Here is a 17,236-nt window from a genome sequence, read left to right as displayed (position 1 = left end):
GCAACCGGACGCAGTGCGGACAGGCCAAAGACCGCCCTGAACACGCGTCGCGCGGACCTGCCCCGAGGGCGGGAAAATACAAGCGTCACAAGGGGGAGGCCGAGGTGACCCACAAGGAAAAGGGAAGCGGTGATGCCCGATTCGTCTGACGTGATCATCGGCGTCGATGCGGGCACCTCCGTGATCAAGGCCGTCGCCTTCGATCTTTCGGGACGCCAGATGGCCGCGTCATCGGTCCGCAACAGGTACGTGATGGGTGCGGATGGCTCTGCCACCCAGTCCCTGCCGCAGACATGGGCCGATTGCGCCAGAGCCCTGCGCGGACTGGCAGAAAAGATACCCGCGCTCGCCCAGCGGACCGCCGCGCTCGCCCTGACGGGCCAGGGTGACGGCACCTGGCTGGCAGGCAAGGGCAATGCGGCGGTCAGCGACGCCTGGCTCTGGCTTGACGCGCGGGCGGCGCCCACGGTCCGGCGACTGTCTGCGGGCGCAGGCGAACGCGCGCGGTTCGAGGCAACGGGAACCGGGCTGAACACCTGCCAGCAGGGCAGCCAGCTTGCCCATATGGCCGCGACCTGCCCGGAGCTTCTGGACCAGGCCGAGGTCGCCCTGCACTGCAAGGACTGGCTGTTTCTGAACCTGACCGGCGTGCGCGCGACCGACCCTTCAGAGGCAAGCTTTACCTTCGGGGACTTCCGCAACCGGCGCTACAGCGACACCGTGATTTCCGCTCTCGGGCTACAGGCGCACCGCCATCTCCTGCCGGAGATCATCGACGGCGCGCAGGAAACCCGTCCCCTGACACCAGAGGCGGCAGAGGCCACCGGGCTGCTGGCGGGGACGCCGGTTTCGCTGGGGTATGTCGACATGGTCATGACCGCTCTTGGTGCAGGCGTGCACACGGGCGACGCAGGCGCGGCCTGCTCCACGGTCGGGTCGACCGGCGTACACATGCGCGCCGTGACATCGGACCAGGTGCATCTGAACGCCGAGGGCACAGGCTATGTGATCTGCCTTCCGGCGCCGGACATGGTGACCCAGGTACAGACCAACATGGCCGCGACGCTGAACATCGACTGGGCCCTGGCCCTGGCCGAAGAGTTGATCGGCGAATTCGGCGAAGCGCCGTCTCATGCCGATCTTGTCGGCCGGATCGACGGCTGGATGGACAGGTCGCGCCCCGGCGCCCTGGTCTATCACCCCTATATCTCCGAGGCCGGAGAGCGCGGCCCCTTCGTCAATGCCGATGCGCGGGCGAGCCTGGTCGGACTGAACGCCGCGCACAGGTTCCCGGACGTGATCCGCGCCGTGGTCGAAGGCCTCGGGATGGCGGCGCGGGATTGCTATGCCGCGATGGGCGAGATGCCCAGCGAACTGCGGCTGACCGGCGGCGCGGCACGTTCCGGCGCCCTGCGCCGCGTCCTCGCCGCCTCGCTGAACACCCCCGTCCGCGTCTCCTCGCGCGAAGAGGCCGGTGCCGCGGGCTGCGCCATGATGGCCGCCGTGGCGATCGGCGCCTATGCCGACATGGACGCCTGTATCGCGCAATGGACAACGCCCCTGCTGGGCGGGTCCGAGGCGCCCGATCCGGGCCTCGTGCCCGTCTACGACACCCTGTTCACCACCTATCGCCAGGCACACGACGGCCTTGCCCCCGTATGGGACGGGCTGGCCGCGGCGCGTGCGGCTGAAGGAGCTTGAGAGATGACAGATATTTCCAAGGTCGACCTCTTCGTGATCGGCGGCGGCATCAACGGCGCGGGCATTGCCCGCGACGCCGCCGGCCGGGGCCTGAGCGTCGTGCTCTGCGAAAAGGACGACCTGGCCGAGGGCACATCGTCCCGGTCCGGCAAACTGGTCCACGGCGGATTGCGCTACCTTGAATACTACGAGTTCCGGCTGGTGCGCGAGGCGCTGATCGAACGCGAAGTGCTGATGAAGAACGCGCCGCACATCATCTGGCCGATGCGCTTTGTCCTGCCGCACAGCCCCCAGGACCGGCCTGCCTGGTTGGTGCGGCTGGGCCTGTTTCTGTACGATCACTTGGGCGGGCGCAAGAAACTGCCGGGCACCCGAACGCTGGACCTGCGCCGCGACCCCGAGGGCGCGGCAATCAAGGACACCTATACACGCGGCTTCGAATACTCGGACTGCTGGGTCGATGATGCGCGGCTCGTGGTGCTGAACGCGGTCGACGCGGCGGAACGCGGGGCCGAGGTCCTGACCCGCTCGCCCTGCATCTCGGCGCGACGCGAAAACGGCGCATGGCGGGTGACGACGAAAAACTCCGTCACCGGCGAGACGCGGGAATTCGAGGCCAAGCTGCTGGTCAACGCCGCCGGCCCCTGGGTGACGGACGTGGTGACCCGGGTGGCCGGTTCGAACAGCGCACGCAACGTCCGGCTGGTCAAGGGCAGCCACATCATCGTGCCCAAGTTCTGGAAGGGTGAGAACGCCTACCTGGTCCAGAACCACGACAAGCGGGTGATCTTCATCAACCCCTACGAGCGCGACAAGGCCCTGATCGGCACCACCGACATCGCCTATGACGGCCGGGCAGAGGACGTGACCGCCGACGAGAGCGAGGTGCAATACCTGATCGACGCCGTGAACCGCTACTTTAAGGAAGAGCTGACACGCGAAGACGTGGAAACCACCTTTTCCGGCGTGCGACCCCTGTTCGATGACGGGCAGGGCAACCCCTCTGCGGTGACACGCGACTACGTCTTTGACGTGGACGAAACCGGCGGCGCGCCGCTCCTGAACATCTTTGGCGGCAAGATCACCACCTTCCGCGAGCTGGCAGAGCGCGGGATGCACAAGATCGAAAAGTTCTTTCCCAGGATGGGCGGGGACTGGACCGAAAATGCCCCCCTGCCCGGCGGCGACCTGAAAAACGCCGACTACGAACAGTTCCGCAACACGATGAAGCAGGAGTATCCCTGGATGCCGCGCGAGTTGCGCCGCCACTACGGGCGCTGCTACGGCAGCCGGGTGCGCCAGATCGCTGGCGATGCGACCTCGCTGGAGGGGTTGGGGCAGCACTTTGGCGGCCAGCTTTATGAGGCCGAGGTAACCTATCTGGTGAACCACGAATGGGCGCAGACCGCCGAGGACATCCTGTGGCGGAGAACAAAGCACCGCCTGCACCTGACCGAGGCCGAGCAGGCCGCCTTTGCCGCCTGGTTCGATGCCCGGCAGGAGGCCGCGTGACATGGCGCTGACGCTTTCACTGAACACCAACCCGCTGGTGAACCGTTTTGCCGAACCGGACGACCTGATCGACGCCATCGCGCGCGACATCCGGATCAGGGACATCCAGCTGACGCATGAGTTCATCAACCCCAGCTGGCCCGCCCCCGTGATCCGGCGTCTGACCCGGCAGATGGGCGCGGCGCTGACGCGCACCGGCGCCCGCGTGACCAGCGGGATGACCGGGCCTTACGGGCGGCTCAACCACTTTGGCCATCCCGACCGCGACGTGCGGCGCTATTACGTCGACTGGTTCAAGACCTTCGCCGATATCATCGGCGACCTTGGCGGCACCTCCGTCGGCACGCAATTCGCGATCTTCACCTATCGGGACTACGACGACCCCGCCCGGCGCGAGGACCTTTTGCAGATCGCCATCGACTGCTGGGCCGAGGTCGCCGAACACGCCCAGGGCGCCGGGCTCGACTATGTCTTCTGGGAGCCCATGAGCGTTGGCCGCGAATTCGGCGAAACCATCGCCGAATGCATCAAGCTGCAGGACCGCCTGACCGCCGCAAACATGGCCGTCCCGATGTGGATGATGGCCGATATCGACCACGGCGACGTGACCTCGCCCAACCCGGATGACACCGATCCATACGCCTGGGCCCGCGCGGTGCCGAAGGTCAGCCCGATCATTCACATCAAGCAGTCGATGATGGACAAGTCCGGGCACCGCCCCTTTACCGCCGAGTTCAACGCCAAGGGCGCGATTCAGCCCGATCCGCTGCTCAAGGCCTTTGCCGAGGGCGGCGCCGTCGACAATGAGATCTGCCTTGAACTGTCCTTCAAGGAGCGCGAGCCGAACGACCGCCAGGTGATCCCCCAGATCGCCGAAAGCGTGGCTTTTTGGGCGCCGCATATCGACAGTGGGGTGAACGACCTGAATGTCTGACCGGGGTCGCCGATATCGCGAACCTGTCGCAAAGATGCTTGCCTTTTCCGCCGCATGCCGCCAAACCTTGCCGCGTTCTCAGGGCGGGGTGCAATTCCCCACCGGCGGTGACAGCCCGCGAGCGCCTTTCGGGGAAATCCGGAAGGGTCCAGCAGACACCGGTGAAATTCCGGGGCCGACGGTAATAGTCCGGATGGAAGAGAACCAGCCGACGGGCCATCCGGCCTGCGCGGATGGCATCGCCTTGGGACCATTTGTGAAACGCAAAGGATGGTTCCATGTCTGAAACACTGAAAATCGCCTTCATCAAGGCCCGTTGGCACGCCGATATCGTCGACAATGCGCTGGTCGGGTTCGAACAACGTATCGGAGAGGCCGGGGCGCCCGCCACGGTCACGCCCTTTGACGTGCCCGGCGCCTTCGAGATGCCGCTCTTGGCCAAGAAGCTGGGGCAGAGCGGCAAGTATGACGCCGTGGTCTGCGCCGCGCTTGTGGTCGATGGCGGGATATACCGCCATGACTTCGTCGCCCAGGCGGTTGTTGACGGGCTGATGACGGCGCAACTGGAAACCGGCGTCCCGACCTTCTCGGTCTCGCTGACACCGCATCACTTCCAGCCGACCGAGGAACATGTCGGCTTTTACCGCGACCATTTCGTCAAGAAGGGCGCGGAAGCGGCGGATGCGGTCCTGATGATTGCCAAGCTGGAGGTCTGAACCATGTCCCTGCCTGCCTTCTCCTTTGCCACGGCCACGCAAATCCGCTTTGGCCGGGGCGAGGCCGGGCGGGCAGTGCCCGACCTGGCCGCCCGGGGGCAGCGCGTGCTGCTGGTCCAGGGCGGCACCCCGGCGCGGGCCGACTGGCTGTCGGCCGCGCTGGAGGCTGAAGGCTGCTCCGTCGACCGTCTCAGCGTCGCGGCAGAACCCGACCTTGCGATGATCGAGGCGGGCGTGACAGCCGCCCGCGCCAGCGCGGCGCAGGTGGTCATAGCCCTTGGCGGCGGCGCCGTAATTGACGCGGGCAAGGCCATCGCGGCCCTGGTCCCCGCCACGCGCCCCCTGCTGGATCACCTGGAGGTGGTCGGCAAGGGCCTGCCGCTGAACGCCGCCCCCCTGCCCTTTGCCGCCATTCCGACCACCGCCGGCACCGGTGCCGAAGTCACCCGCAACGCGGTGATTGCCGTGCCGGAGGCACAACGCAAGGTCAGCCTGCGGGACGCGCGCATGTTGCCCTGGATGGCGATTGTCGACCCTTCGCTGACAGACAACTGCCCGCGCGGCGTGACGCTGGCCTCGGGGCTGGATGCGGTGACGCAGGTGATCGAACCCTATGTCTGCACCCGCGCCAACCCGATGACCGATGCGCTATGCCGCCCCGCGATTGCCTCGGGGCTGGCGGCATTGATGACACTGATGAGGCAAGAGGACCCCGACGCGCGCGACCAGATCGCATGGACCAGCCTGTGCGGCGGTCTTGCCCTGGCCAATGCGGGATTGGGGGCCGTGCACGGCCTTGCCGGTCCGCTGGGCGGCCTGTCCGGCGCGGCGCATGGGGCGATCTGCGGCATCCTGCTGCCTCATGTGCTTGAGGAAAACGCGGCTCGGGCGACAGGCGACACCGCCCGTCGCCTTGCCGACATGCGCGATGACCTGGGCCGGGTTCTGGATACAGACCCCGCGCGGGCCTTTGCGGCGCTGGCCGATTGGTCGCGGCAAGCCGGTCTGCCTGGACTGGACGCGCAGGGTGTGAACGGGGACCATAGGGCCGAGGCCGCCCGGATGGCGGCCAGCTCTTCGTCGATGAAAGCCAACCCCGTCCCCCTGGACGCCGAGGCGCTGACCGGGATCATGGAGCGGGCGCGCTAGGCGCCGGAGTGTGGAGGACAGGAGATGGCAAAAGATCGGATGTCGGGCGATGCCGAGCATTCCTTGTCGATCCGCGCCGCGTGGCTGCACTACGTCGGCGGCCTGCGGCAGGCAGAGGTCGCCAAGCGGCTGGGTGTCCAATCGGTCAAGGCGCATCGCCTGATCGCCCGCGCGGTGGCCGAGGGCGCTGTCAAGGTCAGCATCGAAGGCGAGATCATCGAGTGTATCGAACTGGAACAGGCGCTATGCCTGCGCTACGGGCTGGACACCTGCGAGGTCGCCCCGGACCTGGACGAAGAGGGCCTGCCCCTGCGCACGCTGGGGATCGCCGGCGCATCGCGACTGCGCCGCTGGCTGGAAAGCGGCGAGGAACTGACCATCGGCATCGGCCACGGTCGCACCCTGGCCGAGGCGGTGCGCGCCATGCCCCGTTTCCACACCAACGGGTTGAGCTTCGTCTCTCTCCTGGGTGGGCTGACCCGGAACTTTGCGGCCAACCCGCATGACGTGATGCATCTGTTGGCCGAAAAGACCGGCGCGCGGGCATACGTCATGCCGGTCCCCTTCTTCGCCAACACCACCGAGGACCGCGAGGTTCTGCTGGCGCAGCGCGGCGTGGCCGAGGTCTTTCAGCTTGCCGAGACGGCACCGCTCAAGATCGTCGGCGTCGGCACGGTCGAGGCGGAAACCCAGCTTGTCACCTCCGGCATGATCGAACCCTCCGAGATCGAGGCGATTTCCGAGGCGGGCGGCGTGGGCGAGATGCTGGGCCATTTCTTCGACCCCGAGGGCAAGGCGCTGGAAACGCCGCTGACCTCGCGGACGCTGGCGGTCTCGCTGGATGAAACCCGTGACGACCGGATCATCGCCCTGGCAGGCGGACCCGAAAAGGTTGCCGCGATCCGGGCCATCCTGAAAAGCGGGCGATTGTCGGGCCTCATCACCGATGAACGTACCGCCAAGACCCTGATGGAGGAATAGGCAGGCCCGCCGCGACAGCGCCGGACCCGCCAAATGGCTCACAGGATCGATTGTCCGGTCGCGGCCCAGTCCTTTGCGAACTGGTCCAGCCCCTTGTCGGTCAGCGCATGAGCCGCCAGCCCCTTGATGACGCCCGGCGGGATCGTCGCCACGTCGGCGCCCGCGATGGCGGCCTCCTTGACGTGGTTGGCCGAGCGGATCGAGGCCGCCAGGATTTCCGTCTTGAATCCGTAGTTGTCAAAGATGGTGCGGATCTCGTGGATCAGTTCCATCCCATCGATGTTCAGGTCATCCAGCCGCCCGACGAAGGGCGAGATATAGGTCGCGCCCGCCTTGGCCGCCAGCAACGCCTGGTTGGCCGCGAAGCAGAGCGTGACATTCGTCTTGATGCCCTTGGACGTGAAATGGCGGCAGGCCTTCAGCCCGTCCAGCGTCAGCGGCAGCTTGATGACCACGTTGTCGGCGATCTTCGCCAGGTGCTCGCCCTCGGCGACCATCCCGTCGAAATCCATCGCCGCGACCTCGGCCGAAACCGGCCCTGCCACGACCTTGCAGATTTCCGCGATGACCTCCTTGAAGTCGCGCCCGGACTTGGCGATCAGCGAGGGGTTCGTCGTCACGCCATCCAGCAGTCCGTAGTCGTTCAGCTCCTTGATGTCGTCGATGTTGGCAGTGTCCACAAAGAATTTCATAGCTCGGTCTCCTTTCGGGGGATCAATAGGCCAGGGCCATGTCGGCCAGCGAACGCGTGCGGATGCGCTCGGCCTGGCCGGCGGTTCCGAAGGCCTCGAATTTCTCGACGCATTGCGCCTTCATGCCGTCCATGGCCGGTTTCAGGTACTTGCGGGGGTCGAACTCGGCGGGCGCGCTCATCAGGGTCTTGCGGATCGCCGCCGTGGCCGCCAGCCGCAGGTCGGTGTCGATGTTGACCTTGCGCACGCCGTGGCGGATGCCGCGCCGGATCTCCTCCAGCGGCACGCCCCAGGTCGGCTTGATCTCGCCGCCGTACTCGTTGATCAGCAGGCGCAGCTCCTCGGGCACCGAGGAGGATCCATGCATGACCAGGTGGGTGTTGGGCAGGCGCTGGTGGATCGCCTCGATCACGTCCATCGCCAGCACGTCCCCATCCGGTTGGCGGGTGAACTTGTAGGCGCCGTGACTGGTGCCCATCGCCACCGCCAGTGCATCGACGCCGGTGTCGGCCACGAAACGCTCTGCCTCTTCGGGGTCGGTCAGCAACTGGTCATGCGACAGGGTGCCCATCGCACCGTGCCCGTCCTCCTGGTCGCCCTGCCCGGTTTCCAGAGATCCGAGCACGCCCAGCTCTCCCTCGACCGACACGCCGGCAGCATGGGCCATCTCGACCACGGCGCGGGTGATCCCCACGTTATAGGCGTAATCGGCGGGCGTGGTGCCGTCTTCCTTCAGCGAACCATCCATCATGACAGAGGTGAACCCGTGCTGGATGGCGGTGACGCAGGTGGCAAGGTTGTTGCCGTGATCCAGGTGCATGCAGACCGGGATATGCGGGTAGATTTCCACCAGCGCGTCAATCAGATTGGCCAGCACCGTGTCATTGGCATAGCTGCGCGCACCGCGGCTGGCCTGCAGGATGACCGGCGACCCGGTTTCATTGGCCGCGGCCATGATCGCCAACCCCTGTTCCATGTTGGACATGTTGAAGGCAGGCACGGCATAGCCGTTCTCTGCCGCGTGATCGAGCAGCTGGCGTAGGGTGATACGGGGCATCTCGGGCTCCAGTCAGTCGGAAGGGGAAAGGTAGTCGCAGAGCGTCGCGACCTCGTCGCGGCTGCCAAAGATCAGCGGCACGCGGTCATGCAGGTGGGCGGGCGACAGGTCCAGAATGGCAGTCTGTCCATCGGTCGCCGTGCCGCCCGCCTGTTCGATCAGGTAGGCAATCGGGAAGGCCTCGTAGGCGAGCCGCAGAAAACCGTCCTCGTAGCCCGGGCGCGTATCGCCGGGGTACATGAACAGCCCGCCCCGGCGCAGGATGCGGTGCAGATCCCCCACGGCGGCGGCGATCCAGCGCATGTTGAAATCGCGCCCGCGCGGTCCCTCGGCCCCGTGCAGCAGGTCCTCTGTGTAGCGTTGCAACACTTCGGGCCAGCGTCGCCGGTTCGAGGCGTTGAAGGCCACGGTCGAGGTCTCCGGCTTGATCGTGACGGCCGTGGTGTCGACGTGAAAGACCCCTGTCACCGGGTCCAGCGTGGCGATGTCGACGCCTGCGCCGGTGCTGAAACCGAAGTCGACCGAATGCCCGAAGGACACGTAGCAGGCGGCGATCATCTCTCGCCCCTTGCGCAGGAAACCGTCACCTGCCGGGAAGATCGCGAAGAGTGCCCCCAGCGGTGCGCCGATGCCGATGCTGCCGGACCCGTCGATCGGATCCATCGCCAGGTCGAATGCTCCGTCCGGGTCGATCGTCTCGACCTCCTCGGCCTCTTCGGACAGGACCCGTGCCACCGACATGTCGCGCAGGACCCGGATGAAATGGTCATGCGCGCCCATGTCCAGCGCCTTCTGCTTGTCGCCGGAATCGTTGGTGCCGATCACATGTGTCGGGTCGCCGGTCAGGTGTCCCTGTGCCAGCCGCGCGGCCAGCGGCAGGCTGGCCTCCGCGAGACGGATCAGAAGTGCCGCCAGCGCGCGGCGCGCGGGGTCTTCGCCCGCCCAACCCGCCAGATGCGCGGCCAGGGTGGGGGCGGTGACGGCCGTGTCGCCGTCCAGTTTCAGGGGCGCCTGCATGGGCTTACGCCTGCCCGTTCAGCAGAGCATCTGCCTTGGCGACGATGGCCTCGCGCGTGATGCCGAAGCTGCGGTAAAGGTCCTCTGCCGGGCCGGAGGCGCCAAAGCCCCGCATCCCGATCACGTCCTCCTCGGAGGCGACATAGCGTGCCCAACCGTAGGTGCTGGCCGCCTCGACGGCGATACGGGGCGCAGAGCCCAGAACCTCGGCGCGGTACTCTGCCGGTTGCGCCTCGAACAACTCCCACGACGGCATCGAGACGACGGCAACGCCCAAACCCCGTTCCGCCAACGTCTCGGCAGCCTCGACCGCAAGGCTGACTTCGGTGCCCGTGGCCAACAGGGTCAGGTCGCGCCCCTCACCGTAACTGCGCAGGACATAGGCGCCCTTCGCGCTCAGGTTTTCGTCCCCGGCTTCCAGCCGCAGCTGCGGCACACCCTGGCGGCTGAGCGCCAGCAGCGACGGGGTCCCGCGCGACCGGATGGCGATATCCCAGCATTCCAGCGTCTCGACCGCGTCGGCGGGTCGGAAGGTGTAGAGGTTCGGGATCGCGCGCAGCGAGGTAAGATGTTCCACCGGCTGGTGCGTCGGGCCGTCCTCGCCCAGGCCGATGCTGTCATGAGTCATGACATAGATCGTGCCGACGCCCATCAGCGCGGACAGGCGGATCGCGTTGCGGGCATAGTCCGAAAAGACAAGGAAGGTGCCGCCGTAGGGGATCACCCCGCCGTGGGTGTTCATCCCGTTCATGGCCGCCGCCATACCAAATTCACGCACGCCGTAGCCGACGTAGCGCCCCGGCTCCTGGCGTGAGAACTGACTGTCCACCGCCGGAACCCGGGTGAGGTTGGAGCCGGTGAGGTCGGCCGACCCGCCGATCAGCTCTGGCAGCGCGGGGGCGAGCGCCTCCAGCGCGACCTGGCTGGCCTTGCGGGTGGCGATCTTTTGCGGCTCCGCGAAGAGCGCCGCGCGCGCCTGCGCCACCGCCGCGTCATATCCGCCGGGCAGCTCGCGCGCGATACGGCGAGTGAACTCCGCGCGGTCGGAGGAGGCGGCAAGCCGGGCTTCCCAGTCCTTGCGGACGGCCCCGCCACGCGCCCCGATGGCCCGCCATTCGGCGGCGAGATCGGCGGGCACCTCGAAGGGGGCAGCCTCCCAGCCCAGCGCCGCCTTGGCGGCGGCGGCCTCTTCGGCGCCCAGCGGCGACCCGTGCGCCGAGGCTGTGCCCGCCTTGGAAGGTGCGCCAAAGCCGATCGTCGTTTTCATGGCGATCAGCGTCGGCTTGCCTGTTTCCCTCTTGGCCTCTGCGATGGCGGCAGACACCGCCGGAACATCATGACCGTCACATTCCAACACATGCCAGCCACAGGCCCGAAGGCGCCCCGGCACATCCTCGGAAAAGGACACCGAGGTCGGCCCGTCGATGGTGATCTGGTTGTCGTCGTAGAGCACGATCAGCTTGCCCAGACCCAGGTGACCGGCCAGCGAGATCGCCTCCTGGCCGATGCCCTCCTGCAAACAGCCGTCACCGAGGAATACATAAGTGTGGTGATCGACAAGGTCGGCACCGAACTCGGCGCCCAAGGCGCGTTCGGCCATCGCCATGCCGACGGCATTGGCAATGCCCTGACCCAGCGGCCCGGTCGTGGTCTCGATCCCCTTGGCATGGCCGTATTCCGGATGCCCCGCGGTGCGGGCGCCAAGCTGGCGGAAGTTGCGCAGTTCCTCGATGGTCATGTCGGCATAGCCGGTCAGGTGCAGAAGCGAGTACAGCAGCATCGACGCATGGCCGTTGGACAAGACCACCCGGTCGCGATCCGGCCAGTCGGGGGCCGAAGCGTCGAATTTCAGGTGATCGCGAAACAGCGCGGTGGCCGCATCGGCCATGCCCATCGGCGCACCGGGATGGCCCGATTTCGCCGCCTCGACCGCATCGATCGAAAGGGCACGTATACAGTTCGCCAGGGCAAAGCCCCCGGGGTCCAGCGCGGCTTTGGCGGCAATCGCCTGCGGCATCGAATCTTTGGGCATCATGTCCTCCTGCGTTGACCCGGTGTTACGGGATCCCGCGGAAAATCACAATAATTAATCCCAAAATAACACAATTGACGATATTTGTGTGATGTGAGATGTTACGTTTCAGGAGGAACCGGGGTGAAGAGAGACGACAGACAACAAGCGATCATGGACCTGCTGGTCACGGATGGAGAGGTCGAGCTCGACGCGCTCGCCGATCGGTTTGCCGTGTCCCGGATGACCATTCACCGCGACCTCGACGACCTCGAAGGCGCGGGTCTGCTGCGGAAAATCCGTGGCGGCGCCACGATCCGCTCCGGCACCCAGTTCGAAAGCGATTTCCGCTTTCGCGAACGGCAGGGCACGACGGCCAAGATGGCGATGGCCCGAGCCGCGCTGCGCCTTGTCGAACCGGGCATGACGGTCATGATCAACGATGGTTCGATGGCCGCGATCCTGGGCCAGCGGCTTGCCGCCTGCCGACCGTTGACCGTGATCACCAACAACGCGGCGGTCATGGATGCCCTGAAGGCGGAGGCAGGGATCACACTGATCGCCCTGGGCGGCGTCTATTCCGCCAAGTTCAACGCCTATCTCGGCAAGGTGACAGAGGATGCGCTGGCGCATCTGCGCGCCGACGTTGCCTATATCTCCGCTCCCGCCGTGTCGGGGCTGGAGGTGTTTCACATGGACGAAACCGTGGTCCGGTCCAAGCAGGCAATGATGCGGCAAGGGGCGTGCCGTGTGCTCCTGGTCAACCACAGCCGATTTGGCAACGCCGCCCTGCACCGTCTGGCCGCCCTGTCCGAATTCGACCACATCATCACCGACCAGCCCCCCGCCCCCGAGGCCCGCGCGGCCCTGGACGAGGCCGGGCTGACCCTGACAATCGCAGACCCCCAAGAGGCCGAGGCATGACACACCCACAGTTCTGGATCGGAACCAGCTGGAAGATGAACAAGACGCTGGCAGAGGCGCGGGCCTTTGCCACTGCCCTCGCAGGGGCCGACGCTGACCGCGATCCGCGCATCCAGCGGTTCGTGATCCCGCCCTTCACCGCCGTGCGCGAGGTCAAGCAGATCCTCGCGGACAGTTCGGTCAAGGTCGGCGCGCAGAACATGCACTGGGCCGACGAGGGCGCCTGGACGGGTGAAGTCTCTCCGCTCATGCTCACCGATTGCGGGCTGGATATCGTCGAGCTGGGCCATTCCGAACGGCGCGAACATTTCGGCGAGACCGACGAGACCGTCGGCCTCAAGACCGAGGCCGCCGTGCGCCACGGGCTGATCCCGCTGATCTGCATCGGCGAGACCCTGGCCGAACGCGAGGCCGACCGCGCGCAAGAGGTGCTGGCGGCGCAGGTGCGCGGCGCCTTGGGCAAGCTGGACGACACCCAGAAATCCGCGCCGATCCTTTTGGCCTATGAACCGGTATGGGCGATTGGCGAGAACGGCATTCCCGCCACCTCGGACTATGCCGACGACCGGCAGGGTGAGATCATCGCAGTTGCCGAAGAGGTGCTGGGACGCCGCGTGCCCTGCCTCTACGGCGGCTCGGTCAACCCCGGCAATTGCGAGGAACTCATCCAGTGCCCGCATATCGACGGGCTTTTCATCGGGCGCTCTGCCTGGAAGGTCGAGGGCTACCTCGACATCCTTGCCAAGTGCTCCACCGCCATCTGAACGAAAGGACACGATCCCATGAAAATTGCAGTTGCAGGCGACAGCGCAGGCGAAGAACTGGCAAAGGTCCTCGCCGACCACCTCAAGGACAAGCACGAGGTGTCGGAAATCTCGCGCACCAGCGAAGGGCCGGACCCCTTCTATGCCAATCTCTCGGACCGCGTGGCCAGTGCCGTCATGGCCGGGGACTATGACCGCGCGATCCTGATCTGCGGCACCGGCATCGGCGTTGCCATGTCGGCCAACAAGATCCCCGGCATCCGCGCGGCCCAGTGCCATGACACCTATTCGGCGGGCAAGGCCTCGACCTCGAACAACGCGCAGATCATCACGATGGGCGCGCGCGTGATCGGGGCGGAACTGGCCAAGGACATCGCCGATGCCTTCCTCTCGACCTCCTTCGATCCCGAGGGCCGCTCGGCCGGGAACGTGAACGCGATCAACGAGGTCGACGCGAAGTACAACAAGGGCTGAAGGCGGCGCGCCTGCAGGCGCACGTCATTCACGCCACCTCCGGAGCCCGGCCTTCCTCCCCCGGGCTCCGACCTTTTTTCGGACAATCCCGAGAGGCATGACATGGACCGGATCCTGGCCATCGACAGCGGTCTGACCGTGACAAAGGCGGTGATCTTCGACCTGAAGGGGACACAGCTGGCTGTCGCGCGTCGCAACGTGACACAGCTCAAACCCGCGCCCCGCCGGGTCGAGCGGGACATGACCGATCTCTGGCGGCAGACTGCCTCGGCCATCCGGGACGTGCTGGAAACCAGCGGGACCGACCCGGCGCGTATCGTCGCCGTGGCCGCCACCGCGCATGGCGACGGGATCTACCTGCTGGACAAGGTAGGCAAGCCGCTGGGGACGGGCATCCTGTCGCTGGACAGTCGCGCCTTCCAGATCGTCGAGGACTGGCAGACCAATGGGACCGACAAGCGCGCGCTGGCCCTGACCGGGCAGGTGCCGCATGTCTCGGCCCATTCCGCGCTGCTTGGCTGGGTGCAGCGCCATGAGCCGGACCGTTTCGCGCAAATCGGCCATGTTCTTGCCTGCAAGGATTGGCTGTGCTTCTGCCTCAGCGGGCGCATCGGCACCGATCACACCGAGGCCAGCACCTCTTTCACCGACGTGCAGTCGCAAACCTGGTCACAAGAGGCGCTGGAGCTGTTCGGCCTTGGCGATGTGCAGGGCGCCCTGCCCCGCGCCGACCATTCCGCCAGCGTGGTCGGAGAGGTCACGCAGGCGGCCGCGGAGGTGACCGGCCTGCGCCCGGGAACGCCCGTCGCGGCGGGGCTGCATGACGTGACCGCCTCGGCGTTGGGGATCGGCGCGCATCGGCCCGGTGTCGTGGGGATCGTCGCCGGCACCTATTCGATCAACGAAAGCGTCTCGACCCGGCCAATCGTGGATGCCCGCTGGTTCTGCCGCAATGCCATCGACGCGGGCCAGTGGAACAACATGTCCATCTCGCCCGCGTCGACCACGAATTATGACTGGTTCCTCGACACCTTCTGCGCCGTGGAGCGGGCGCAGGCACGGGCCGAGGGCCAGGACATCCACGCCTTTCTACGCCCCGAAATCGACGCGGCGCTGAGCCGCCCCTCCTCGATCCTCTATCATCCCTATCTCTTCGGTTCTCCTATGGGCGCGGCGCCCAGCGCGGGTTTCCTGGGTCTGCGGGGTTGGCACGAACGCGGCGACTTGCTGGCCGCGCTGCTGGAGGGGGTGGCCTTCAACCACCGCGATCACGTCGATGCGCTGCGCGGCAGTTTCGGCGGCAGCGAGGCCCGGCTGACCGGCGGGGCCTCACGCAATCCGTCGGTGGCACAACTTTTTGCCGATGTGCTGGACATGCCCGTCACAGTCACCGACACGGACGAGGCCGCCGCCTGGGGCGCCGCGCTGTGTGCCGGGGCCGCGGTGGGCGCCTTTGCGGGCTGGAACGCCGATCCGCGCGATCTCGCCGCGCTGGAAACCACCTATCTGCCGACGCCAGAACGAGCCGCGCATTACGCCCGGCGCTACGCCATCTACCACGAGATCGCCGAAGGCATGGGCGCGGCCTGGGATCGCCTGAACAGCCTCGAAACCCTCGCCCGGGGCACCGCCAATGACTGAGCCTGCCGCAGAAGACCTTGACGTGCTGGTCATCGGCGCCGGGGTGAACGGCGCCGGCGTGTTCCGCGATCTCTGCGCGCAGGGGCTGAAATGCATGATCGTCGACAAGGGTGATTTCGGGTCGGGCACCAGCGCGGCACCGTCACGCCTGATCCACGGCGGACTGAAATACCTCGAAACCGGGGAATTCCGCCTTGTCGCGGAATCCACCTATGAACGGAACCTGCTGCTAAGGAACGCGGCGCACCTGGTCCACCCCCTGCCCACCGTGATCCCGATCCAGTCCTGGACAAAGGGTGTCTGGGCCGCGCTGCGGACTTTCTTCGGCTCGAAGACGGCGCCGCGCAGCCGTGGGGCGCTGCTGATCAAGGCAGGACTGGCGATCTACGATTTCTACGGCGCGAAGGCGCGCCAGATGCCCAGGCACGGCATGTTGGGCCGGGCGCGCGCCCTGGCCCAGATCCCGGCCCTGACGCCCCGGATCGTCGCCGTCGGCACCTATTACGACGCCACCGTGACCGCTCCGGAACGGCTGGTGATGGAGCTGACCTCTGACGGGGTCGCCCTGTCACCCGCGTCAGAGGCGCTGAACTGGACCACGGTCGAGGGACAACAGGACGGCACCGTGTCGCTGCGCGGGCCGCAGGGCCAGCGCCGTGTCATCCGCCCGCGTTTCGTGGTCAATGCCGCCGGCCCCTGGATCGACAAAGTGAATGCAGTGCTGGGACTGGACACCCGGCTGATCGGGGGAACCAAGGGATCGCATATCCTGCTGGATCACCCCGAGTTGCTGGACCAGCTGGACGGGCGGATGATCTATTTCGAAGGGGACGACGGACGCATCCTGCTGGTCTTTCCCTTTCACGGCAAGGCGCTGGTCGGGTCCACCGACATCCCGGCGAAAGACCCCGATGCCGTGATCTGCACCGAGGCCGAGACCGCCTATTTCATCCAGAGCCTGCGCGATCTGCTGCCCGGACTGCACTTTGATCACGACCAGATCGTCTATGCCTACGCGGGCATTCGCCCTTTGCCCAACTCCGAGGGCGTGGCGCCCGGGCTCATCAGCCGCGACCATTCCGCCCCGCTGGACCCGGCGACGCCGCAGCGCGCCTTTCCTGTCATGTCCCTGGTCGGCGGCAAATGGACCACCTTCCGCGCCTTTTCGGCAGAGGTCAGCGACCGGGTGCTGGCCGAGCTTGGCATGTCCCGCCAGCAGAAGACCGACGAGATGCCCATCGGCGGTGGACGGGACATGCCCCGAACAGCCGAGGCGCGGCAGGCGTGGATCAAAGACGTCGCGGCTGAGACCGCCGTTGCGCCGGACCGCGTGGCCGTCCTGCTGGACCGCTACGGGACCACCGCGCGCAACATCGCCGCGCATGAGGGCCATGATGCCACCCCCCTGCCCGACGCGCCGGACCACACCGACCGCGAGATCGACTGGATCGCCGGGCACGAGGCGGTCCAACACCTGTCCGACATCCTGCTGCGCCGCACGTCACTGGCCATCAGCGGGCGCCTGACGCCTGCCCTGTGCCGCGCTGTCGCGCGGATCGCGGGCGGGGCGTTAGGTTGGGGCCCGGATCGGGAGCAGCGGGAACTGGCGGAGCTGGCGAAACTCCTGTCCGAAAGGCATGGCGTTCACCTCGACTTGCGCTAG

General features: G+C 66.7%; 15 protein-coding genes and 1 riboswitch. Of the genes, 11 read left to right on the top strand and 4 right to left on the bottom strand.

Annotated features, from left to right (window positions below; genetic code table 11):
- The first annotated feature begins 132 nt into the window (after nucleotides 1-132).
- The 6 genes from BLQ71_RS14015 (at nucleotide 133) to BLQ71_RS13990 (ending at nucleotide 6,993) form a co-directional block, all read left to right on the top strand.
- Nucleotides 133-1,701, top strand: coding sequence for an FGGY-family carbohydrate kinase (locus BLQ71_RS14015; RefSeq protein ID WP_074622160.1), 1,569 nt, complete (start codon nucleotides 133-135; stop codon nucleotides 1,699-1,701).
- A 3-nt stretch (nucleotides 1,702-1,704) separates the two neighbouring features.
- Nucleotides 1,705-3,213, top strand: coding sequence for a glycerol-3-phosphate dehydrogenase (locus BLQ71_RS14010; RefSeq protein ID WP_074622159.1), 1,509 nt, complete (start codon nucleotides 1,705-1,707; stop codon nucleotides 3,211-3,213).
- A gap of 1 nt (nucleotide 3,214) precedes the next feature.
- On the top strand, nucleotides 3,215-4,147 hold the full coding sequence (locus tag BLQ71_RS14005) for a sugar phosphate isomerase/epimerase family protein (protein ID WP_074622158.1): 933 nt from the start codon (nucleotides 3,215-3,217) through the stop codon (nucleotides 4,145-4,147).
- 70 nt (nucleotides 4,148-4,217) lie between these two features.
- A riboswitch (FMN riboswitch) is annotated at nucleotides 4,218-4,356 on the top strand.
- 69 nt (nucleotides 4,357-4,425) lie between these two features.
- On the top strand, nucleotides 4,426-4,863 hold the full coding sequence (locus BLQ71_RS14000) for a 6,7-dimethyl-8-ribityllumazine synthase (protein ID WP_074622157.1): 438 nt from the start codon (nucleotides 4,426-4,428) through the stop codon (nucleotides 4,861-4,863).
- A 9-nt stretch (nucleotides 4,864-4,872) separates the two neighbouring features.
- Complete coding sequence (locus BLQ71_RS13995) at nucleotides 4,873-6,012, top strand: iron-containing alcohol dehydrogenase (protein ID WP_373286042.1); 1,140 nt, start codon at nucleotides 4,873-4,875, stop codon at nucleotides 6,010-6,012.
- 24 nt (nucleotides 6,013-6,036) lie between these two features.
- Nucleotides 6,037-6,993 (top strand): sugar-binding transcriptional regulator, encoded by a 957-nt coding sequence (locus tag BLQ71_RS13990; RefSeq protein WP_083342253.1) that lies wholly within the window; start codon nucleotides 6,037-6,039, stop codon nucleotides 6,991-6,993.
- A 38-nt stretch (nucleotides 6,994-7,031) separates the two neighbouring features.
- Here the strand turns inward: BLQ71_RS13990 and fsa are convergent, their stop codons facing one another.
- Genes fsa through tkt form a run of 4 tightly spaced genes read right to left on the bottom strand, consistent with a single transcriptional unit; the run spans nucleotide 7,032 to nucleotide 11,776 of the window.
- Nucleotides 7,032-7,685, bottom strand: coding sequence for a fructose-6-phosphate aldolase (gene fsa / locus BLQ71_RS13985; protein ID WP_074622154.1), 654 nt, complete (start codon nucleotides 7,683-7,685; stop codon nucleotides 7,032-7,034).
- A 22-nt stretch (nucleotides 7,686-7,707) separates the two neighbouring features.
- Nucleotides 7,708-8,742 (bottom strand): class II fructose-bisphosphate aldolase, encoded by a 1,035-nt coding sequence (gene fba / locus BLQ71_RS13980; protein WP_074622153.1) that lies wholly within the window; start codon nucleotides 8,740-8,742, stop codon nucleotides 7,708-7,710.
- A 12-nt stretch (nucleotides 8,743-8,754) separates the two neighbouring features.
- A complete protein-coding gene (locus BLQ71_RS13975) occupies nucleotides 8,755-9,759 on the bottom strand; it encodes a class 1 fructose-bisphosphatase (protein WP_074622152.1) in 1,005 nt (334 codons plus the stop codon).
- Between the two features lie 4 nt (nucleotides 9,760-9,763).
- Nucleotides 9,764-11,776 (bottom strand): transketolase, encoded by a 2,013-nt coding sequence (tkt, locus tag BLQ71_RS13970; RefSeq protein ID WP_074622248.1) that lies wholly within the window; start codon nucleotides 11,774-11,776, stop codon nucleotides 9,764-9,766.
- A 138-nt stretch (nucleotides 11,777-11,914) separates the two neighbouring features.
- Here tkt and BLQ71_RS13965 point away from each other — a divergent pair, with 138 nt between their 5' ends.
- From BLQ71_RS13965 to BLQ71_RS13945, 5 genes are all read left to right on the top strand, one after another.
- Nucleotides 11,915-12,694: a DeoR/GlpR family DNA-binding transcription regulator gene (locus BLQ71_RS13965; RefSeq protein WP_074622151.1), complete on the top strand. Its 780-nt coding sequence runs from the start codon at nucleotides 11,915-11,917 to the stop codon at nucleotides 12,692-12,694.
- Nucleotides 12,691-13,458 carry a triose-phosphate isomerase gene (locus BLQ71_RS13960; RefSeq protein WP_074622150.1) on the top strand — a complete coding sequence of 256 codons (768 nt, stop codon included), beginning with the start codon at nucleotides 12,691-12,693 and terminating at the stop codon, nucleotides 13,456-13,458. The genes BLQ71_RS13965 and BLQ71_RS13960 overlap by 4 nt, the downstream gene beginning before the upstream one ends.
- A gap of 18 nt (nucleotides 13,459-13,476) precedes the next feature.
- A complete protein-coding gene (gene derI, locus BLQ71_RS13955; RefSeq protein ID WP_074622149.1) occupies nucleotides 13,477-13,932 on the top strand; it encodes a D-erythrulose-4-phosphate isomerase in 456 nt (151 codons plus the stop codon).
- A gap of 102 nt (nucleotides 13,933-14,034) precedes the next feature.
- On the top strand, nucleotides 14,035-15,573 hold the full coding sequence (locus BLQ71_RS13950) for an FGGY-family carbohydrate kinase (RefSeq protein WP_074622148.1): 1,539 nt from the start codon (nucleotides 14,035-14,037) through the stop codon (nucleotides 15,571-15,573).
- Complete coding sequence (locus BLQ71_RS13945) at nucleotides 15,566-17,236, top strand: glycerol-3-phosphate dehydrogenase/oxidase (protein ID WP_074622147.1); 1,671 nt, start codon at nucleotides 15,566-15,568, stop codon at nucleotides 17,234-17,236. Before BLQ71_RS13950 ends, BLQ71_RS13945 begins: the two co-directional genes overlap by 8 nt.

The organism is Antarctobacter albus (assembly GCF_900101505.1).
Classification (GTDB): Bacteria; Pseudomonadota; Alphaproteobacteria; order Rhodobacterales; family Rhodobacteraceae; genus Antarctobacter; species Antarctobacter albus.
Note: the sequence above shows the minus strand (reverse complement) of the source record. Positions and strands in the feature narration are given on the sequence as shown.